The sequence below is a fragment of the Ruegeria sp. HKCCD9138 genome (assembly GCF_057220975.1).
In genome coordinates, this window is sequence record NZ_JBWVAZ010000001.1 from 55739 (window position 1) to 74791 (window position 19053).

Sequence of the window (19053 nt, forward strand, 5' to 3'; positions counted from 1 at the left end):
TCAGTGGCAGGGGAAGCCGGTTGCGTGGCGCACGTCATGCGCTGCGTCATGCAGCGCAGCCGCCTGAACATGGCCGGTCAGGGTGATGATGCCCAGACCCAGTGCAACAGCGAACAGAGCCGAAAGTACACCTGTGCGAGCGACCGATGCCGTTTGAGTTTGTGTCGTCATATTTATCCTCCTGTGCCGCCGCACCCGACGGCCGGTGTTTCAATTTTCGCCTGGCAGGTCTCCTGGCTCGCGGGTCGGTGCCTCTGTTCGCCTTCCCCCCGGAACCGGGAGTGGCTGGTTGAACAGGGGCTCACCGCTTACAGTCGCGGGGGCGGCTTTGGATTTGACCTGCGTGCAGGCCGCACCAAATTCCCTCTTAGCATCCGGATGTCTCCGGCAGGACCAGACGGTTTCATTTAGCCGTGAAGGGCTCGTGCACGCAATGACCAAATGCGACGTTTTCGGTCAGATCCCGCGCTTTTTCAGCAGATAGACATCCATGATCCAGCCATGTTCCGCCCGAGCCCGCGCGCGGGTTTCAAGAATCTCGTGCGCCACGTCGGCCAACGGGCCCTTGATCAGAATCTCCTCCGCCATGCCCACGTAAGCGCCCCACCAGATGTCGAATTGGGCCATATCGAGGCATTGGAAAGAGCATTCTCCATCCAGCATGACAGCCACTTTCGAAGCAGCGTCCGGCCACCCTCCGTCTCGCAAACGCCGCCCTGTTGTCACCACATAGGGCGCGCCAATGTCGTTGATCGGAACGGCATGCGCGGCCGTCAGCGCCTGCAGTGCTGTTATGCCGGGAACCACGCGCGTTTTCGGCTGTGGGTCGAGGCGCGAGGCGATCCGAAGCGAACTGTCGTAGAGCGAAGGATCACCCCAGATCAGCAAGGCGACGGTGCGAGCTTCTGGGTGAGCGTCAATCGCCTCACGCCAGCGTTCGGCTATCGCGTCGTGCCATTCATCCACACCGCGCAGGTAACCATCTTCGGCCCGTCGTTTTGGGATGTCGAAATAGGCGGTCCTTGGTGGCTTGTCCGCGACCTGTGCGATGATCTGCTCCCGAATACCAGCCAGATCCGCCTTGTTTTCACCTTTGCGGGGAATCAGGATCAGATCGGCCTCTCGGATCGCCTGCGCGCCCTGAAACGTGACATGATCGGGATTGCCGGTGCCAATGCCAATGAGGTTCAGTTCAATCATCGTCAAACTCTGCCAACGGGCCGTACAGGATCAGGGCCGGGGCCGTACCGATCTCGGTTTTCAGTTTTTCGGACAATGCGCCGATGGTAGAGCGATGCAGAACCTGATCCGGTGTCGAGACCGACTCCGCCATAAGTGCCGGGGTATCCAGAGGCAGACCGTGCGCATGCAGTGTTTCGACCAGCAGCGGAAAGGTGCGTTTTCCCATGAAAACAACCGAAGTCGCACCGGGATCGGCCAGCGCAGGCAAGTTCAGGTCCTCCGGCAATTTGCCGCTGACATCGTGGCCGGTGACAAACTGCACGCGCCGCGCTGTCAGTCGCCGGGTCAGCGGAATTCCCGCCGCAGCGGCCGCTGCTACCGCTGATGGAATGCCTGGAATGATCTCATATTTGATCCCGGCTTCGCGCAGCGCGACTAGCTCTTCCTCCAGGCGCCCGAACATCCCGCCATCGCCTGATTTCAGGCGCACCACATGCTGCCCGGTCTGCGCATATTCCACCAACAAGCGGCTGACATGATCCTGCTTGGGCGAGGGGCGGCCAGCACGTTTGCCTACACCGACCAAATCGGCATCCGAGCGTGCATGGCTCAGAATGGGTCCGCTGCTGAGGTCGTCGAACAACACCGCGTCCGCCTTTTGCATTCGATCAACGGCCTTGAGCGTCAACAATTCCGGATCACCCGGACCCGAACCTATGAAGCTGACGAATCCGCTCATGCCGACGCCTCTGCAATCAGGTGGAAAAAGGTGCCGGTGACATTGCCACGCTGTGAGCCCGTTTGCGGCCCCTCCGCGCCTTCGGCATCAAAGACACGCGCCAGCGGCGCGTCCGGCTGTTCAACAATCGACGAATAGTGGAACTCATGCCCGCGCAGCGCTGTTCCGGCTGCAAAGCCAGGCATCGGCGCCAGCAATTCGGCCCGGCGATAGCCGAGGTTGAACTTGCGCTTTTCATAGGAAGTCACCAGACCCAGCAGTCCCGCCATCCGGTGCGAGGTTCCTTCCTTGTCCACCAGAACCTCTCCCAGAGCCATATATCCGCCGCATTCGCCGTGCACGGGCTTGGTTCCGGCGTGCTTGCGCAATCCGCTCAGGAACGTGTCGGCAGCGGCCAGAGTACCTGCGTGCAATTCGGGGTAGCCTCCGGGCAACCAGACCAGATCCGCGTCCGGTGCAGGCGCTTCGTCTGCCAAAGGAGAAAACGGCAGAATCTCCGCCCCTGCACTGCTCCACCCTTCCAGAAGATGTGGGTAGGTAAATGAAAACGCTTCGTCCCGAGCCAGTGCGATCCGTTGCGCCGGAGGGCGCGGCAGCGCGGCTGACGATGGCCCAACCGGGCCTGAGGAGGCCGCCTCCTTGATCGCCTCAAGGTCCACATGTTCGCGCAGGAATGCAGCGTATCCTGCAATGGCGCTTTCCAGATCAGGATGCTCGACGGCCTGAATCAGGCCCAGATGCCGTTCGGGCAGGGTCAGATCGCCACGCCGTGGAAGGACCCCCAGAACCGGCAGGCCGGCCCGCTCCATCCCCAACCGGGTCAGGCGTTCGTGCCTTGGACTGGCGCAACGGTTCAGGATCACACCGGCAAACGGCAGATCGGGGTTGTACATTCGGAAGCCCAAAGCAGTCGCAGCGGCGGATTGCGCCTGACCGCCCACATCCAGTACCAGCACCACGGGCCAGCCCATGCGCAGAGCCGTCTCGGCGCTGGACCCATGACCCAGCTCTCCCGGCTTGGCGACGCCGTCAAACAAGCCCATCGAGCCTTCCGCGACCATGATATCCGCGCCATCGGCTTGGGCCGAAATCGCGTTCAACAGGGGCTCATCCATTGCCCAGCTATCGAGATTGAACGAGGCCCGCCCGGCAGCCGCCCGATGAAAGGCGGGATCGATGTAATCCGGCCCGCTCTTGAACGGCTGAACGGACAGCCCGTCCTCGGCCAGCGCCCGTAACAGGCCCAGCATGACCGTAGTCTTTCCGGTGCCCGACGAGGGCGCTGAAATCAAAAGGCCCGGAGGGTTAGTCATCACCGTGGCTCCAGCTCGACCACGGGCTGTCGGCACTTTGCGGGCGATAGCGGCGGTCGTAGGTTTTGGAATACAGACAGCTTTCGTCGAATCCCTCACCCGCCAATGCGGGGCCAACCATGATCAGCGCTGTGCGCGAGATGCTTTCATCCAGCGCGTCTTTCAGGGTTTCAAGCGTTGCGCGAATGATCTTTTCGTCCGGCCAACTGGCACGATAAACCACGGCGACCGGACAGTCCGCACCATAGGCAGGCGACAGATCTGCAATCACTTGGTCCAGATTGCCGATCGACAGATGAATGGCCAGTGTCGCACCGGTCCGGGCGAAGTTTTCCAGTGTCTCACCCTCAGGCATTGACGATGCGCGACCTGGTGTGCGGGTCAGCACCACCGATTGCGCCAAACCGGGCAGCGTCAGTTCGGTGCCAAGTGCCGCCGCAGCCGCTGCAAAGGACGGCACGCCCGGGGTGACGCTGACCGGTATGCCCATCTCTTTCAATCGGCGAATCTGTTCGCCCATTGCTGACCAAACCGAAAGATCGCCGGAATGCAGTCGTGCCACATCCTGACCTGCCTTATGCGCGATCTCGATCTCAGCCATGATCTGATCCAGATCCATCGGGGCGGTATTCACGATTTTAGCGCCTTCCGGGCAGTGGCTCAGGATTTCTTCAGGGACCAGAGAGCCGGCATAAAGGCATACCGGGCAAGAGGCGATAATATCGCGCCCGCGCAGGGTCAGCAGGTCGGCGGCGCCCGGTCCGGCACCGATGAAATGAACGGTCATATCTGTCCTCCGATGGCGACGGCGCAAGTGGCAAGCCGGTCGTCCGAGATTTGTCTGGGTGAGATCAACCGCGCGCCGGGTCCGGCGGCAGCAAGGGCGGATGCTTCGGCCACGCTGCCGGTGCCATATGTGGCGCGGCTGCGGGCCGAGCAGGTGAGGGTGCGCTCTCCGATCAAGTCCGCGGACTCGACGAATTTCAGCGGCAGGCCCGTCGTTTCCACGAACTCGGTCAGCGCCGGGTGACCATCTTTGTCGGCGGCTGTCGCCAGGGCTTCAACGTGCTGACCCACGGTGGCCAGATTAAACGCGGCGCGCAGGCTGTCTGCAGTTGCAGTAGATGAAAACCCGATACCGGCCACGATCATAGCGTCGCGCTCCACTGAACCACCGGATAGGCGGAATTCCATCCACGCCGGGGGCCAAGTTGGCCTGCCTGAGCCAGTTCAATGCGCAGCAGGTCTCCACCCAGCTTGGCGTGCCATTGCGCCAGCAGGGCTTCACTTTCCAAAGTGACGGCATTGGCGACCAATCGAGTGCCGGACGGCAGATTTGCGTGTAGCCAGATCAGAAGTTCGGTACTCAACCCACCGCCGATGAAAACGGCGTCGGGTATGGGTAGATCGGGCAAAATTTCGGGCGCTGTCCCATGTACCACGTCCAGCCGGTCCTGGCCCAATGCGTCCGCATTGCGGCGTATGCGCTCGGCGCGGTCGGCGCGCGGTTCAATCGTAGTCGCGGTCAGGGTCGGATCGCACATCAACCATTCGATACTGATCGAACCTGTGCCTCCGCCGATGTCCCAAAGGCGCTCGCCCCTCTGCGGCGCCAGCGCCGACAAAGTAAGCGCGCGGACCGGGCGTTTGGTTATCTGTCCATCCGTCTCGAAGATGTCGTCCGGCTTGCCCGAGGCCTTGGGAAAAGCTCGACCGGGACCTGTGACCTCGAGTCCGACGCATACGGGATGGTCAAACGTGCCCAGCAGCGCCTCGGTCAGCGATACAATCCGGGTGTTTTCCCGCGGGCCACCTAATGCTTGCATAACGTGCAGCTTGCTGTCGGCAAAGCCTGTCTCGGTCAGGTATGATGCGAGCTCGGCGACGGCCTTGCCGTCGCGCAATAACAGAATGGCGTGCAACCCTGAAGACAAATGGGGGCGCAGGCGAGTCAGGGGTGCGGCGTGCAATCCAAAAGTCAGCGTGGTTTCCAACGGCCAGCCCAACCGGGCCGCCGCAAGCGAAAAGGTCGACTGGCCGGGCAGGGCGGTCCACTCTCCGGCTTCGAAGTTGCGCGCGATGACCGACCCGGCACCGAACCAGAAGGGATCACCTGAAGCCAGAACAACGGTACGACGTCCGCGCAGGTCGTTCAGGATCGGCAGGCCATCGGCAAAGGGAACCGGCCATTCGATACGGTCCGCGCCGGATTCCGGGATAAGCGACAGATGTCGCGGCGGCCCCATGACAACTTCGGCGTTGTCCAGCACTTGACGGCTTGCGGGTGACAGGCCATCCAGTCCATCTTCGCCCAGTCCCAGAACGGTCAGCCACGGAGCTTCACGCATGTCCAACCTCCTGATCCTTGGTGGTACGGCCGAGGCCAATGCCCTGGCCAATGCTGTCGCCGAACAGGGTATAGCGGCAATCTATTCTTACGCCGGCCGCGTCGACAACCCGCGTCCACAGCCCTTGCCACTGCGCGTTGGCGGATTTGGTGGCGCGGACGGGTTGGTCAGATACATCCGCGAGACCAAAATCAGCCATCTGGTTGATGCAACCCACCCGTTTGCGGCGCAGATGAGCCGGAACGCGGTCGAGGCGTGCAACGTGACGGGCATTCCGATGGCGGCGCTGACACGGCCCGCCTGGACCAGCCAGGTCGGGGACCTCTGGCACCGCGTTCCCGATATCGCCGCCGCGGTCGATGTCCTGTCCGGCCCCGCTCAGCGGGTCTTTCTGGCCGTTGGCCGGATGCATCTTGAGGATTTTGCGGCCCAGCCCCAACACAATTACCTGCTTCGATTGGTGGATGAGCCAGAGAGGTTGCCTTTGCCGAACTGCGAGGTGGTCGTTGCGCGCGGCCCGTTTACGGTGGCGGGTGACCGTGCGCTGATGGAGCGCCACAAAACCGAACTTGTCGTATCCAAGAACGCGGGCGGCACTGGCGCCCAGGCCAAACTGGATGCTGCGCGAGCGCTGGGCGTGCCGGTGCTGATGATCGACCGTCCCGTCCTGCCGCAGCGGACGGAGCTGTCGAGCGTGGCGCAGGTTCTGGACTGGCTGGCTCATTCCGGAGTGAACCTCGGCGTATAGACGATCGGATCGCTGTTTCGTTCGATCACGCGCGTGCGCGATGATCCGACGATCACGACAGTCTGCATGTCAGCCATATCCGGCGTCGCCTCGGCCAGGGTTGAGATGCGGATCGCCTCATCGGCGCGCGATACGGCGCGGGCAAATAATATGAGCCGCTCGGGCTCGCATTCCTCGCGCAGGATTTCAAGCGTCTTTACAAAACCTTCCGGCCGAGACTTCGAGCGAGGATTGTAGAAGGCCATCGAAAAGTCGGCCTGCGCCGCCAGACGCAAACGCTTTTTAATCAGGGACCAAGGCTTGAGGTTGTCGCTGAGGTTGATGGCACAGAAGTCATGCCCCAACGGTGCCCCCGCACGGGCGGATGCGGCCAGCATCGCAGTGATGCCGGGTAGCACGTCGATCTGAATATCGCGCCATTCTTCCGGGCCGTTTTCCAGCGCCTCGAACACCGCCGCCGCCATAGCGAAAACGCCCGGGTCGCCCGAAGAGACCACAACCACGCGCTTACCCTCGGCAGCCATCTGCAATGCGTGCTGAGACCGGTCAATCTCAACCCGGTTGTCGCTGGCGTGCAAAGTCAGCCCTTCGCGTTCCGCCACGCGGGCAACATAGGGGATGTACCCTACCACATCTGTCGCTTCCGCCAGCGCCGCTGACACCTCGGGCGTCACCAGATTTTCGTTGCCCGGCCCGAGACCTGCAATCTTGACCCAGCCGCTCATGGGCGACGCCCCTGACCGTGTACGATGATGATTGAAAAATAGGGTGTAACTTTCTCGCAAGCTTCGGACAGCTTTGTTACCGTCTGGTTCGGCATCTGCGCGAATTCCACGATCCACGCGCGGTTATAGAGACCGGCTGTTTTCAACGCCCGTTTTACCTTGTCGATATTGCGCCCAATCTTCATCACGACCAGAGCGTCGGTCTGCGCCATACGCTCGGCCAACGTATCCTCGGGCAACGTGCCAACCAGAACTGTCAGCACGTCATCGCCCCACGTGATCGGATCTCCGGTTGCGGTCCACGCGCCTGACATTCCAGTAATCGCCGGGACGACATCAACATCAACATCATCGCGCAATCGACTGTAAAGGTGCATAAAAGATCCATAGAAGAATGGATCTCCTTCGCACAGAACGACAACTTCCTCGCCGCTTTCGGCCAGTGTCTTAAGGTGTGCGGCGCAGTCCTCGTAGAACGCGGAAAGCAATTCGTTATAGCGCGGGTCAGTCACGGGAATTTCCGTGGTTACGGGGTATTCCATTGGGAATTCCACCGCGCCACTGGGGATCATGCCGTTCACGATCTTTCGCGCCTGTCCGCTACGCCCGGGCTTGCGGAAGAATGCAATGTGGCGAGCGTTCCGCAGCAAACGATCTGCGCGGACGCTCATCAGATCCGGGTCGCCGGGGCCGAGGCCGAGGCCATATATCTTGCCCGCGCTCATTCCGCACGGCTCGCAATGGCATTGATTGCCGCCACGGTGATGGCGCTGCCGCCCAGACGGCCCTTCACAATGCAGGACGGAACGGGTTGCGCTTCCCACAGGGCGTCCTTGGATTCGACCGCGCCGACAAAGCCCACCGGACAGCCGATGATGGCGGCCGGCCGGGGGCAATCGGGATCTTCCAGCATGTTCAGCAGATGGAACAGGGCCGTTGGAGCGTTACCTATGGCGACCAGCGCGCCTTCCAGCTTGGGCCGCCACAATTCCAGCGCAGCGGCCGAGCGGGTGTTGCTCATCTCAGCGGCCAAGGGGCGCACGCGTTCGTCATGCAGGGTGCAGATCACCTCGTTATCTGCGGGCAGGCGAAATCGGGTCACACCTTCGCTGACCATGCGCGCGTCGCACAAGATAGGTGCGCCGTTTTCCAGCGCAGTGCGAGCGGTCGCAACGAATCCGGGTGAGAAATGCACGAACTCCTCCAGCCCGACCATCCCGGCAGCGTGGATCATGCGGACGGCGACCTGTTCTTCGTCGGCGTCGAACCGGGCCAGATCGGCTTCGGACCGGATGGTGGCAAAGCTCTCCTTGTAGATCGCCGCGCCATCGGTTTCGTATTCATAGGGCATCAGGTGAAGTCCATGGTCATGAGTGTTTCGGGGTCGAGCCCGCGCTGGCAGGGCTCATCCCCCGCGCGGCCCTGTTTGACAAGATCAAATCGACCGTTCTGGCCAACCAATGTGACATCGGCAGACCCCATTCTGGCGCATCCCTTGGCGCAGCCGGAGACATGAAGGCTGCCGGGAATACACGAGGCCAATACGCGAGCGATCTCGCGCGTTTCCACCTGCGCCTGCGGGCAGAACGGAGCGCCGGGGCAGGCGTCGGTGGTCATCAGCGGGTCGGTGCCATCCGTGACAAAATCCGGAGCGGGTAACGCCGCCCCGCCTTCCAGCAGGATCAGTCGCCACGGGGTGACCCGCAGGGCCAAGGCGCCACTGTCATTCATCAGATCGTAGAGCTTTCGTGCGGGCAATTGTCCAAAGGCCGCACCGTAGAACGTGCCCAGATCACAGTTGCCGGGTTCCAACGGCGTACCAACCGCGCCCGGCGCACCACCTTGCCATTCCTTCGGAAGTCCGTGCGTTGCAACAGCCCGGGCCATGCGGCGGGTGTCTTCTGTGAAGTTATCGGCAAACCAATTTGCCAGCGCAATCAGGTGGTCGACGGCTTCGTCTTCGGTGACGAGTCGTCCGGTTTTGGACCCGTCCGCGCGCAGGACCATGCCGTCGGGGGCCATCTCCAACCGGATATCTGCAGAGTCCGCTGCCAAAAGTCGCGCAGGGCCAGTGTCGATGGCAAAGCCGAATTTGGCCGGCAGAGCGGGCAGTTCTCCCAGGCGATCAATCAGTTCCTGCGCCAGCCGGGCGGTTAGGTCACCCGTCTGATAGAGTGGTGAGACCAGAATATTGCGCCGCACTTCAATACCGGCTTCGGCATCCAACAGGTTTAGCGCGGCAAGTTCCTGCAGCAACGCCTGATGGTCAGTTTCTTTCACGCCACGCAGTTGCAAATTGGCGCGGTTGGTCAGGTCAATAGTACCGTTGCCGAACTGTTCCGCCAAGTCACACAGTCCAAGTGTCTGCGCGGCAGTGAGGCGCGCTAGTCGGGGTCGTACCCGTACTACCAGCCCGTCGCCCGACATCATCGGTCGGTGTGCGCCGGGGCACCAGCCCTGGACGATGGGTTCTTTTTTCAGGGCGCTCATCCCAGCCCCTCCAGATTGGCGCAGATCGAATTGCTGCGCGTGTTCCACAACCCCGCCTCCAGCAGAGCGCGGAACCGGTCCTGCATAGCTTGGTAAGCTTGCGGGTTTGCCTCTTGCAGGAAGGCGTCCACTTCTGCGTCTCCCAACGTTGCGTCATGATAGAGATCAAAAAGATGCGGCGCGACCGTGCCGGACAGATGTGCGAACGAGGCCATGTGATCCAGCGTCGCCGCGATTTCGGCGGCCCCCCGGGACCCATGCCGTTGCATGCCTGCGATCCAGCCGGGATTGGCGGCGCGAGCATGGACAACACGACTGATCTCTTCAGGCAGCGTACGGGCGCGCGGATTTTCCGGATTGGTGTTGTCCAAATGATAAAGCTGCGCAGTGCCGCCGGTAATCTTCTTGGCGGCCGCGAACCCGGCCTCATGCGTGGCATAGTCATTGGCCAGCAGCAGGTCGGTCTCGGTCAGATCCTGCAGGTGCACGAAGCTGTCCGCATTTGTGACACGCTGAGTGATGCCGTCGACATCCTGCGCGATTTGCTCTCCTTCGATGGCGAAGGAACTGGCCTCAAGCCAAGCTTGCCCGGCCTGTTCGCGCGCTTCGTCCGTGTAAGTTTCGGACAGGTGCGTCATGTTCAGGCCATAGCTGCCCGGAGCTGGGCCAAAGACCCGCACGGCGGGGGCCTGCCCGGCATAGGGGTTCCAGTCCGGTGCCTCGTCACGTTCGGACAAGGCCCGTACCGCCTGACCAAACAGCGCCGAAAGTGTCGGGAAGACGTCCCGGAACAGACCCGAAACGCGCAGGGTCACGTCCAGGCGCGGGCGGCTGAGGTCGGTGATCGGCAGCACCTCGATGCCGGAGACGCGCTCCGAGCCCCTGTCCCAGACGGGTTTGACGCCCAGCAGATGCAGCGCCATGGCGAACTCCTCGCCTGCCGTGCGCATGGTGGCCGAGCCCCACAGATCGACGATCAGCCCCTTGGGATAGTCGCCTTCTTCTTGCAAGTGGCGTCGGACCAGTTCCTCGGCCAGTTTCACGCCCTGCGTATAGGCAGCACGGGTCGGAACTGAGCGCGGGTCCGTTGTATAGAGGTTTCGCCCTGTGGGCAGCACATCCGACCGCCCGCGATAGGGTGAGCCCGAGGGGCCGGCTTCGATCCGTTTTCCGGCCAGCGCATCGATCAGGGCGCCGCGCTCGGCATGGGCCGAAGGAGCTGGGTTGAAGTTACCGGTCACATCGGGGACGCGGCCAAAGATGTGCAGACCATCGCCGAACTGGCTTTCCTTGATGTCGCAGACAAAGCGGTCGATGCGGGTGATTGCCTCGGCGGTGCAGGTGGCCTGGTCGAGGCCCAGATCGCTCTCCAGTCCGATGGCCTGCGCCTCATCCCGGATATCCGCCTGCAGCCGGTCTCGGCGCTTGGGGTCCAGCCCGTCGGCGTTCGAGAATTCATCCAGCAGCGATTCCAGCCGCACCATTCGGTCCGGCGTTCCGCTTTCCTTCATTGGGGGTGGGATATGGCCCAGAGTGACCGCGCCGATCCGGCGTTTGGCCTGCGCGGCCTCGCCCGGGTCATTGACAATAAACGGGTAGATCACCGGCAGGTCGCGGATCAGCGCTTCGGGCCAGCATTCGTTGGACAAAGCGACCGACTTGCCCGGCAGCCACTCCAGCGTACCATGGGCACCGATATGGATCAGAGCGTCCGCGCCGAGGCCCTTGCGCAGCCATAGGTAGAAGGCGACATAGCTGTGGCGCGGGGTGCGCGACAGGTCGTGGTAGTCGTCATCCCGCAGCTCGGGCGTGCCGCGTTCGGGTTGCAGCGCGACCAGAGCGTTGCCGCGACGCAGGGCGGTGAAGTGGAAGGCACCGTCGATGAAAGAGGGGTCGTCTTCCGGTTCGCCCCAGACGGTTTGCAGGTCGGTCCGCAATTTCTCGGGCAGGTCCGCCAGCGCGGTCAGGTAATCGTCCAGCGGCCACGAGATGCGGGCGTCCAGAAGTGTCTCGGCGATCGGCTCAGCCGGGGCAGTGTCATAGCCCTCGGCCTGTAGATCGGACAGCATCGCCTCGGCGGAGGCCAGCGCATCCAGACCCACCGCATGGGCCATCTGCCAGTCCTTGCCGGGATAGGTGGACAGCACCAGCGCCGGCACGTGATCCGCCTTGGGCTTGTCATGCAGGGCCAGCCAACCGGTGACGCGGTCGATGATGGCTTCGATCCGCTCGGGTTCGGCCCGGTGGGCAAAGCGGGAGTATTCCAGATGCGGATCGCGCTTTCCGGGCTCCTTGAAGGATGCGATGCCCGCCGAAATGCGCCCATCCACCTCAGGCAGCACCACATGCATTGCCAGATCGGCAGGGGAGAGGCCGCGCTCCGTCTCGGCCCAAGCCTTGCGGCGTGAGGTCGCGAGGGCAATCTGGAACACTGGCACACCCGCTGCATCCAGAGGGGATGTGCCCGACGCGCCTTTGCCCGAGAATGAGGTGGCGTTGATAATGGCCGCAGGGGTCAGCGCCACGACTTGCTCGCGCAGCCAATCAGCAGATGCTGGCGCCTTCAAGGACGGTGCGAACAAGCCGACCGCCTCAAATCCGCGCGCGTGCAGGCTGCGGATCAAGGCTGCAATCGGGGCAGTGTCAGCTGACGTCAGATAGGCGCGGTAGAAGGTCACGAGTATGCGTTTCGCGTCGCCCGAGAAGGCCTTGTCCACCGGGATAACGCCGCGATCGGGGCACCATGCTCCGCATTCGGGCAGGGTTTTTGCCCCCATCACCGGCCCGGCATAAAGCCCCGCCGCCAATGCCATCTGCGCCAGCGCAGCCTGCGCTGCGACTTCACCACCGGTATCACACAGATGCGCCAGCCGCCGCAGAGTCGAGACGGGCAGGGTGGAATAGTCATCCAGCCGCGTATCTTCGCGCCCGTCTGCCGGCAGAACGGCCAGCGCGATGCCTTTGGCCTGCGCCAGCGCCAGAACCTGCTGAAGACCGTAGGACCAATAGGGCACGCCACCGATCAAGCGGATCAGGATGCCCTTGGCCCCCTCCAGCGTTTGTTCCACATAGGTGTCGACCGACAACGGGTGTTTCAGCGCCGTCAGATTGGCCAGCCGCAGGGTGGGCATCCGCCCCTCCGGCCCGCCCCCGCGATGCCAACCCGCCGCAAAAGCGCCAAGGTCGCTGTCGGAAAAGGACAGCACCACCAGATCCGCCGGGCTCTGGCCCAGATCGGTTGGGGTCTCAGTTTCTTCTAACCCGTGGCTTTCGCGGAAGACGACGTGCATGTGTGGTTACTCGGCGGCCTCGGCAACTCCCACGAGGATATCGCGGATTGCGGCCTCTTTGATGTCGTCATGCTCGGCAATGACCACCAGTCGCGAGCGGCGCTCTTCGCCGGGTTCCCATGGGCGGTCGTACTGGTGGCGCACGCGGGCACCGACAGCCTGCACCAGCAGGCGCATGGGTTTGCCCTGGACGGCGGCATAGCCTTTGACGCGCAGGATATTCAGTTCGTTGGCCAGACGTTCGATATTGGCGACCAGTTCCGCCGGGTCGGTCTGTTCCGGCAGCTCGACGATGATGCTTTCGAAATCGTCATGCTCGTGATCGTGGTGGCCGTCGTGATGGCTGGGGCGGGCGTCCATGTCATCTTCGGCAGCGGCTTCCAGACCCAGCACGACGCGTACATCCACGACGCCTTCGGCCACTTCGACCACGGGCAAGGGGCGTGGGGCCTCGGCCGCGATGATCTCTTTGGCCTTGGCGACGCCTTCCGGGCCGGCCAGGTCGGGCTTGGTCAACAGAATGATGTCTGCACATGAGATCTGATCCTCGAACACCTCAGACAGGGGTGTTTCGTGGTCGATCGAGTCATCGGCCAGACGCTGCGCGTCCACCGCTTCGACATTTGGCGCAAAACGCCCAGCGGCGACGGCCTCGGCATCGGCCAGAGCGATCACGCCGTCGACGGTGATCTTGGACCGGATATCGGGCCAGTCGAACGCCTTCAGCAGCGGTTTCGGCAGGGCGAGGCCGGAAGTTTCGATCAGGATGTGATCGGGGCGCGGCTCCAGCGCCATCAGCGCCTCGATGGTTGGGATGAAATCATCGGCCACGGTGCAGCAGATGCAGCCATTGGCCAGTTCCATGATGTTTTCCGCCGGGCAATCCGGAATTGCACAGGACTTCAGGATGTCACCATCGACGCCAACATCGCCGAACTCATTGACCACAACGGCCAGACGCTTGCCCTGCGGGTTCTGCATCAGGTGGCGCACAAGCGTGGTTTTGCCCGAGCCCAGAAAGCCGGTGATCACGGTGACGGGAAGTTTCTCAAGAGTGCTCATTCTCAGGCTCCAATCGGGGGGATGCGCGAGGCGCAGTTTTTGCGGAAATGCTCGGGGCGCTCGCGCCATTTGACCAGGCCGTCTTCGGTGGCCAGATACTTGGTCGCGCCGTCGACGATGACGTCGACATGATCGGTTTCGTTCAGGTTTTCATAGACGAAGGTCCAGCGATCCGGTCCACCGCGCAACACGATTGAGCATCCCTGATCGCAGTTCGACAGACACTCGACCGGTTTCAGGGTAATGCCCTCGGGCAGGTTGGCCCTTTCCAGCGCCTTGTGCAGAAGGGTGCCGGGCCGTTCCGCGTCGTCTTCAATCGGCAACCCACGGCGGCACGTAGTGCAGACCAGCAGCTCGACTGGCGCCGTCTCTGTCATGTCTCTCATCCCCCCAAATCCTCTTCGCGGGGGACGGGGTTTCATGCGGGCCACGTGTGCGACATGGGCCCGACACCGGAACACCCCGCCCGGTTTCAACTTCGGGTGCTGGCAGGTCTCCCGGCTTGCGGATGTCAGAACGGTTGTTCTGTCGGATGTCCCGCCTTCCCGGCCTTGCGGGCCAGTGGCTTTGGGCACCCTCTCCGGTCACGGTCGCGGGGGCGGCTGCGTTTGACGGATAACCGCTGACGCATTCCCTTTTCATCCAAAAATGGACACCAACGGATGCGACATGCGGCACCGGTGGGCGCCTTGTCAAGCGAGTCGCACACTTCTTGTGCCTCAGGGGGTGAAAAGCGACCTGCCGGCGTCGCTGGGCGGCATGACGTATTGTGACGGGCCATGGTGCCATGGATCGCAGAATGCGAACAGGGAGCGCAATAATATGAAAGTGGGTTTCATCGGACTGGGAAATGTAGGCGGCAAGCTTTCGGGTTCATTGCTGCGCAACGGTATTGATCTGACCGTGCATGACCTGAACCCGGATTTGGTTGCGGAGTTCGTGGCCAAAGGCGCGAAGGCCGCGGAAGGACCGGCCCAGCTGATGCGCGACTGTGATGCGGTGATTACCTGCCTGCCATCGCCTGCGGCCTCGGACGCTGTCATGCAGGAGATGCTGCCCGAGGTCGGACCCGGCAAGATCTGGATGGAGATGTCCACCACCGACGAGGCCGAGGTGAAACGTCTGGGTGCAATGGTCATCGAACGTGGAGGTAAGGCGGTCGACTGTCCGGTCTCGGGGGGATGCCACAGGGCGGCAACTGGCAATATCTCGATTTTTGCAGGTTGTGATCGCGAAACGTTCGAACAGATATTGCCGTTTCTGACAACGATGGGGCGGCGTGTTCTGCATACCGGCGAACTGGGCTCGGCCTCGGTATTGAAGGTGCTGACCAACTATCTGGCCACGGCCAACCTGATCACGTGCGCCGAAGCGCTGGTTACGGCCAAGGCGGCCGGGATGGACTTGGGCACGACCTATGAGGCGATCAAGATTTCTTCGGGGACGTCGTTCGTCCACGAAACCGAAAGTCAGGTCATCCTGAATGGCTCGCGCGATATTTCTTTCACGATGGACCTTGTGAAAAAGGATATCGGCCTGTTTCAGGAAGTGGCCGACCGTGCCGGGGTTCCGTTGGAAATCAATCCGGTAATGATCAAGATATTCGAGGACGGAATCGCCCGTTTTGGGGAGCGTGAACTGTCCCCCAACATTATCAAACGTCTGGAAGAGGCCACAGGGCTGGACATCCGTGCGCCCGGCTTCCCACCGGAGATGTTGGACGACGAACCCGAAGAGCCCGGATACGAGGTTATCCCGCAGAACCGGGCGGCGGGATAACAGGACGACTTTGATCGGATGCCTGCCTAAACTGCGTTATCGAAGGTAGGCATTCCAAAAAATACTGCTGATGCACCCTTGGCACACAATGCGTTACTTGGCGCTTGGCCCCAGACGTAATTGATCTGATTTCTGGATTTTCGGAAATCGGCGTACTCTGTGATTTAAGTCGTTTTATTGTCTGCGGATTTTTAGGGGTGACATAAATGCGGGTTCTCTTCAAACAAGCGTTGGTAGTATTCTGGTTGCTGTGGTGGGCCTTCGCTTTTCTGACTGATTTCATTGGCGGTTTGGAACTGTTGGGCGTAACCTCGACACCGTGGTTTGACGGTCACAACTATCCGTTCCTGAAAAAGACGCTTGAACAATTCGGAGCGTCCACGGCCGTAGATGTCACTCTGTTTGTTGGCATTATTATCTGGCTGCTATTGTCGACCTCGTTGTTTGCCGTCGCGGCAATAACGCCCTACTCAAAAAGGGATCTGTGGCTCAAACGGGTCGACGCTGCGTTTATTGTCTCGCTGGGCCTGTGGCTTGCGTTCTTTCTGTCTGATCAAACAGTTATGAACTTTGATCTTGAAGAGAACCATATGGTTCAGGGGGGCTTTCAGCTTTTGTGTTACCTGACCATCTATCTGTTGCCCGATTGAATGCGCAGAGATCGGGGCGTGATCCGTGTTGAAACGGTTTCTTCGCTGCAAGGTTGTTCAGATATGCGCACGGATAGTTCAGGGAGAAAGCGATCCGGGCCAAGCTCTCAGATGCAATTGCACTTGAAAGGAAAATGCGACTGGCAAAGCGGATATAGTATACGGCCAGGGCGGGTGGCTGAGTGGATGGAGGCGAGTACCGGAATCGAACCGGTGTACACGGATTTGCAATCCGCTGCGTCACCACTCCGCCAACTCGCCTTTTCAAGTAAAATCAATCACTTGCCGTGGTGTGATGGGCGTTCTAACAGCTTTCGCAGGGAACGTCCAGAGGGTTGGTGGCAAAACCGGTGCAACAATGCACATCGCGTGTCGCAATTGACTGCACGATTTTGCCGCGGCAGGATTCCGTCCATGGCCCGTTGCCGCAGGGGATTGGATGTGGCACAAGCCGGTCAAACTCGGGACTATGGAAGAGCGATCATATGACAGATTTCGCGGCTCGGCGCCTAACGATGGTTGATACGCAGATTCGGCCCTCGGACGTGACAAAATTTCCCATCATCGACGCAATGCTGAATGTGGAACGCGAGAGATTTGTACCGGACGCACAGCGCGAGGCAGCCTATGTCGGCGACCTGATCGAGCTTAGTGACGGTCGCTGCATGCTGGAGCCGCGCACTCTTGCGAAAATGCTGGATGCCCTGAACATTTCCAACGACGAGATAGTGTTGGATATCGCTCCGGTCCTTGGGTACTCGACTGCTGTTACGGCCCGTATGGCGCAGCTGGTCGTAGGTGTGGAAGATGACGAAACGCTTGCGTCAGAAGCACAGACCGTACTGGTGGAAGCGGATGTCGACAACGCCATCATTCACACCGGACCGCTGGATCAGGGCGCGGCTGAACACGGGCCTTATGATGTGATATTGGTCCAGGGCGGTGTTGAACGTTTGCCCGACGCTTTGCTGGACCAGTTAAAAGAGCACGGCCGGATCGCTTGCCTCTTCATGGAGGGCGAATTGGGAACTGTGAGGGTCGGTCATAAGTCCGGTGGCCGTGTCACCTGGCGCTATGCATTCAATGCCAGCGCACCGGTATTACCTGCCTTTTGTGCTGAGTGTGCATTTTCGCTATAGTAAGGCATTAGAAATTTTTTGCCTCCTTGATTACTTGAAAACAAGGGCGCAAAGTGCCTGTGAGGCAGTGAAAAATTGATTTGAGAGGGTTAGAAAATGCGTGGGACAGCAGGAAGGAGGCTGGCCAAAGCCTTTGCGCTGGCGGCCGGTATTGCGGTTAGTGCGTTGCCCGAAAGGCCCGCTTGGGCTGACAACATCACCGATGCTTTTATTGGCGCCTACAACACCAGTGGCCTGCTTGAGCAGAATCGGGCCCTGTTGCGAGCAGCCGACGAAGACGTGGCAATTGCGCTGTCGGCGTTGCGGCCAATTATCAATTGGTCGGTGCGCGTCAGCGACCAATACAGAAAAAGCAATGTCAGCACTGCGGTTACCACGATCAGGCCAACAAGTTTCTTTTCAGGTCTGACGCTGAGCCAGTTGATCTATGACGGAGGAGCCTCGGTTCTGGGGAAGCAGTCCGCGCAGGAGACCGTTCTGGCGACACGGCAATCGCTGATCGACATTGAGCAGCAAGTCCTGATCCGCGCGGCGAATGCCTATCTGGGTGTTCTGCTACAGGAAGAAACCGTGGAAATTCGGCAGAACAACGTAAACGTTTCTGCAGAGGAACTCCGGGCGTCACAGGACCGGTTCGAAGTGGGTGAAGTCACCCGCACTGATGTGGCTCTGTCCGAAGCGCAATTGGCCAGTTCGCAAGCGGATCTGGCGGTTGCACGCGGTGAACTGAGCATCGCGCAGGCCGAGTATGTAAACGCAGTCGGCAAGGCCCCGGGGCGAACCGCAGGTCAACCGAGCTTGCCCAACCTGCCGCGTTCCGAAGCCGAAGCCGTCAGCCTGGCGCAGCGCAACCACCCGGCCATTCAGTCCGCGAAGCACCAGGTGCGGGCGCTGGATCTGATTGTTCAGCAGCAGCGCGCCAATCTGGGCCCGAACGTCACTTTGAACGCTGATGCCGGGATCACCGAAAGCTATGACAACGACGACTATATCAACGACGCGACGATCTCGCTGAACTTCAATCAGCCGATTTATCAAGGTGGCGGTCTGGCGGCCGCGGTGCGTCGTGCAATGGCTACGCGGGATGCCTCGCGGGCGAACCTGCTGAACGTGCAGAAGGATATCACCCAAGGGGTTGTCGACCGTTATGCCGCTTACCAGGCCGCGTCAGCCAGCTTGAGGGCTTCGACGGAACGGGTTCGCGCCTCGCAGGTCGCGTTTGACGGTATCCGCGAAGAAGCGACTTTGGGCGCGCGCACCACGCTGGATGTTCTGAACGCACAGCAGGATTTGCTGGATGCGCAGTTAGCCGAAGTTGCATCGCGAACCGAACGGTCCCGGGCAGCATATCAGCTGCTGCAGGCACAGGGTCTTTTGACTGCGGAACGTCTGGGACTGGCCGTTCAGATCTACGATCCGACGCTGTACTACAATCTGGTCAAAAAGGCTCCGTCGCAGGTCAGCAAACAGAGCCGCGATCTTGATCGGGTGCTCAAGGCCTTGCGTCGCGACTAATCGGCGTTACTACCGGTTGTTCGCTTTGGCAGGATTGGCTACACTTGAGCCAGGGCTGAGAGCGGTAGAAAAA

At 61.1% G+C, this 19053-nt stretch carries 19 protein-coding genes, 1 tRNA gene and 2 riboswitches; of the genes, 5 read left to right on the forward strand and 15 right to left on the reverse strand.

Annotated elements, in window-relative coordinates; translation table 11 throughout:
• From AC2TEL_RS00275 to cbiE, 7 genes are all read right to left on the reverse strand, one after another.
• A complete protein-coding gene (locus tag AC2TEL_RS00275; protein WP_480842572.1) occupies positions 1-171 on the reverse strand; it encodes a CbtB domain-containing protein in 171 nt (56 codons plus the stop codon).
• A gap of 35 nt (positions 172-206) precedes the next feature.
• A riboswitch (cobalamin riboswitch) is annotated at positions 207-413 on the reverse strand.
• A gap of 43 nt (positions 414-456) precedes the next feature.
• Positions 457-1200: a precorrin-6A synthase (deacetylating) gene (cobF, locus tag AC2TEL_RS00280; protein ID WP_480901356.1), complete on the reverse strand. Its 744-nt coding sequence runs from the start codon at positions 1198-1200 to the stop codon at positions 457-459.
• The gene (cobA, locus tag AC2TEL_RS00285) at positions 1193-1921 is read right to left on the reverse strand and encodes a uroporphyrinogen-III C-methyltransferase (protein WP_480842568.1); all 729 of its coding nucleotides are present in this window, start codon (positions 1919-1921) and stop codon (positions 1193-1195) included. Before cobA ends, cobF begins: the two co-directional genes overlap by 8 nt.
• Positions 1918-3234 carry a cobyrinic acid a,c-diamide synthase CobB gene (locus AC2TEL_RS00290; RefSeq protein ID WP_480901357.1) on the reverse strand — a complete coding sequence of 439 codons (1317 nt, stop codon included), beginning with the start codon at positions 3232-3234 and terminating at the stop codon, positions 1918-1920. Before AC2TEL_RS00290 ends, cobA begins: the two co-directional genes overlap by 4 nt.
• Positions 3227-4021: a precorrin-4 C(11)-methyltransferase gene (gene cobM / locus AC2TEL_RS00295; RefSeq protein ID WP_480842564.1), complete on the reverse strand. Its 795-nt coding sequence runs from the start codon at positions 4019-4021 to the stop codon at positions 3227-3229. The genes AC2TEL_RS00290 and cobM overlap by 8 nt, the downstream gene beginning before the upstream one ends.
• Positions 4018-4386, reverse strand: coding sequence for a cobalamin biosynthesis protein (locus AC2TEL_RS00300; protein ID WP_480901842.1), 369 nt, complete (start codon positions 4384-4386; stop codon positions 4018-4020). Before AC2TEL_RS00300 ends, cobM begins: the two co-directional genes overlap by 4 nt.
• Complete coding sequence (gene cbiE / locus AC2TEL_RS00305) at positions 4383-5582, reverse strand: precorrin-6y C5,15-methyltransferase (decarboxylating) subunit CbiE (RefSeq protein ID WP_480901359.1); 1200 nt, start codon at positions 5580-5582, stop codon at positions 4383-4385. The genes AC2TEL_RS00300 and cbiE overlap by 4 nt, the downstream gene beginning before the upstream one ends.
• On the opposite strand from cbiE, the gene AC2TEL_RS00310 reads away from it, so the two are divergent.
• Positions 5581-6330 carry a cobalt-precorrin-6A reductase gene (locus AC2TEL_RS00310; protein WP_480901360.1) on the forward strand — a complete coding sequence of 250 codons (750 nt, stop codon included), beginning with the start codon at positions 5581-5583 and terminating at the stop codon, positions 6328-6330. The two genes, cbiE and AC2TEL_RS00310, sit on opposite strands and share 2 nt — an antisense overlap.
• Here the strand turns inward: AC2TEL_RS00310 and cobJ are convergent.
• The 7 genes from cobJ to AC2TEL_RS00345 are packed head-to-tail and all read right to left on the reverse strand — an operon-like array spanning position 6303 to position 14274.
• Complete coding sequence (cobJ, locus tag AC2TEL_RS00315) at positions 6303-7055, reverse strand: precorrin-3B C(17)-methyltransferase (RefSeq protein WP_480901362.1); 753 nt, start codon at positions 7053-7055, stop codon at positions 6303-6305. The genes AC2TEL_RS00310 and cobJ overlap by 28 nt on opposite strands.
• Positions 7052-7780, reverse strand: coding sequence for a precorrin-2 C(20)-methyltransferase (locus tag AC2TEL_RS00320; RefSeq protein ID WP_480842557.1), 729 nt, complete (start codon positions 7778-7780; stop codon positions 7052-7054). Before AC2TEL_RS00320 ends, cobJ begins: the two co-directional genes overlap by 4 nt.
• Positions 7777-8406, reverse strand: coding sequence for a precorrin-8X methylmutase (locus AC2TEL_RS00325; protein ID WP_480901363.1), 630 nt, complete (start codon positions 8404-8406; stop codon positions 7777-7779). Before AC2TEL_RS00325 ends, AC2TEL_RS00320 begins: the two co-directional genes overlap by 4 nt.
• Positions 8406-9545: a precorrin-3B synthase gene (cobG, locus tag AC2TEL_RS00330; protein ID WP_480901364.1), complete on the reverse strand. Its 1140-nt coding sequence runs from the start codon at positions 9543-9545 to the stop codon at positions 8406-8408. Before cobG ends, AC2TEL_RS00325 begins: the two co-directional genes overlap by 1 nt.
• Complete coding sequence (gene cobN / locus AC2TEL_RS00335; RefSeq protein ID WP_480901365.1) at positions 9542-12835, reverse strand: cobaltochelatase subunit CobN; 3294 nt, start codon at positions 12833-12835, stop codon at positions 9542-9544. Before cobN ends, cobG begins: the two co-directional genes overlap by 4 nt.
• A gap of 6 nt (positions 12836-12841) precedes the next feature.
• Positions 12842-13897, reverse strand: a complete 1056-nt coding sequence (cobW, locus tag AC2TEL_RS00340) for a cobalamin biosynthesis protein CobW (protein WP_480842549.1) — start codon at positions 13895-13897, stop codon at positions 12842-12844.
• Positions 13898-13899: 2 nt separating this feature from the next.
• Positions 13900-14274, reverse strand: a complete 375-nt coding sequence (locus AC2TEL_RS00345) for a DUF1636 family protein (protein WP_480842547.1) — start codon at positions 14272-14274, stop codon at positions 13900-13902.
• Between the two features lie 93 nt (positions 14275-14367).
• A riboswitch (cobalamin riboswitch) is annotated at positions 14368-14572 on the reverse strand.
• A gap of 84 nt (positions 14573-14656) precedes the next feature.
• Between AC2TEL_RS00345 and AC2TEL_RS00350 the strand changes: the two genes are divergently transcribed.
• Positions 14657-15676, forward strand: a complete 1020-nt coding sequence (locus tag AC2TEL_RS00350) for an NAD(P)-dependent oxidoreductase (protein ID WP_480901843.1) — start codon at positions 14657-14659, stop codon at positions 15674-15676.
• Positions 15677-15882: 206 nt separating this feature from the next.
• Positions 15883-16326, forward strand: coding sequence for a hypothetical protein (locus AC2TEL_RS00355; protein WP_480901366.1), 444 nt, complete (start codon positions 15883-15885; stop codon positions 16324-16326).
• Between the two features lie 187 nt (positions 16327-16513).
• Here AC2TEL_RS00355 and AC2TEL_RS00360 read toward each other — a convergent pair.
• A tRNA-Cys gene (locus AC2TEL_RS00360) sits at positions 16514-16587 on the reverse strand.
• A gap of 224 nt (positions 16588-16811) precedes the next feature.
• On the opposite strand from AC2TEL_RS00360, the gene AC2TEL_RS00365 reads away from it, so the two are divergent.
• Together AC2TEL_RS00365 and AC2TEL_RS00370 are read left to right on the forward strand one after the other, a co-directional pair.
• On the forward strand, positions 16812-17465 hold the full coding sequence (locus tag AC2TEL_RS00365; protein WP_480901367.1) for a protein-L-isoaspartate O-methyltransferase family protein: 654 nt from the start codon (positions 16812-16814) through the stop codon (positions 17463-17465).
• Positions 17466-17561: 96 nt separating this feature from the next.
• Complete coding sequence (locus tag AC2TEL_RS00370) at positions 17562-18980, forward strand: TolC family outer membrane protein (protein WP_480842533.1); 1419 nt, start codon at positions 17562-17564, stop codon at positions 18978-18980.
• Positions 18981-19053 lie beyond the last annotated feature (73 nt).

Excerpts from the sequence above, each read along its gene's own strand:
- AC2TEL_RS00365 (WP_480901367.1), top strand. The coding sequence starts at position 16,812 with ATGACAGATTTCGCGGCTCGGCGCCTAACGATGGTTGATACGCAGATT.
- AC2TEL_RS00345 (WP_480842547.1), bottom strand. The coding sequence starts at position 14,274 with ATGACAGAGACGGCGCCAGTCGAGCTGCTGGTCTGCACTACGTGCCGC.
- cobW (WP_480842549.1), bottom strand. The coding sequence starts at position 13,897 with ATGAGCACTCTTGAGAAACTTCCCGTCACCGTGATCACCGGCTTTCTG.
- cobA (WP_480842568.1), bottom strand. The coding sequence starts at position 1,921 with ATGAGCGGATTCGTCAGCTTCATAGGTTCGGGTCCGGGTGATCCGGAA.
- AC2TEL_RS00350 (WP_480901843.1), top strand. The coding sequence starts at position 14,657 with ATGACGTATTGTGACGGGCCATGGTGCCATGGATCGCAGAATGCGAAC.
- AC2TEL_RS00320 (WP_480842557.1), bottom strand. The coding sequence starts at position 7,780 with ATGAGCGCGGGCAAGATATATGGCCTCGGCCTCGGCCCCGGCGACCCG.
- cobG (WP_480901364.1), bottom strand. The coding sequence starts at position 9,545 with ATGAGCGCCCTGAAAAAAGAACCCATCGTCCAGGGCTGGTGCCCCGGC.
- cobM (WP_480842564.1), bottom strand. The coding sequence starts at position 4,021 with ATGACCGTTCATTTCATCGGTGCCGGACCGGGCGCCGCCGACCTGCTG.
- AC2TEL_RS00300 (WP_480901842.1), bottom strand. The coding sequence starts at position 4,386 with ATGATCGTGGCCGGTATCGGGTTTTCATCTACTGCAACTGCAGACAGC.
- AC2TEL_RS00275 (WP_480842572.1), bottom strand. The coding sequence starts at position 171 with ATGACGACACAAACTCAAACGGCATCGGTCGCTCGCACAGGTGTACTT.
- AC2TEL_RS00325 (WP_480901363.1), bottom strand. The coding sequence starts at position 8,406 with ATGCCCTATGAATACGAAACCGATGGCGCGGCGATCTACAAGGAGAGC.
- AC2TEL_RS00370 (WP_480842533.1), top strand. The coding sequence starts at position 17,562 with ATGCGTGGGACAGCAGGAAGGAGGCTGGCCAAAGCCTTTGCGCTGGCG.
- cobJ (WP_480901362.1), bottom strand. The coding sequence starts at position 7,055 with ATGAGCGGCTGGGTCAAGATTGCAGGTCTCGGGCCGGGCAACGAAAAT.
- AC2TEL_RS00290 (WP_480901357.1), bottom strand. The coding sequence starts at position 3,234 with ATGACTAACCCTCCGGGCCTTTTGATTTCAGCGCCCTCGTCGGGCACC.
- cobN (WP_480901365.1), bottom strand. The coding sequence starts at position 12,835 with ATGCACGTCGTCTTCCGCGAAAGCCACGGGTTAGAAGAAACTGAGACC.
- cobF (WP_480901356.1), bottom strand. The coding sequence starts at position 1,200 with ATGATTGAACTGAACCTCATTGGCATTGGCACCGGCAATCCCGATCAT.
- AC2TEL_RS00310 (WP_480901360.1), top strand. The coding sequence starts at position 5,581 with ATGTCCAACCTCCTGATCCTTGGTGGTACGGCCGAGGCCAATGCCCTG.
- AC2TEL_RS00355 (WP_480901366.1), top strand. The coding sequence starts at position 15,883 with ATGCGGGTTCTCTTCAAACAAGCGTTGGTAGTATTCTGGTTGCTGTGG.
- cbiE (WP_480901359.1), bottom strand. The coding sequence starts at position 5,582 with ATGCGTGAAGCTCCGTGGCTGACCGTTCTGGGACTGGGCGAAGATGGA.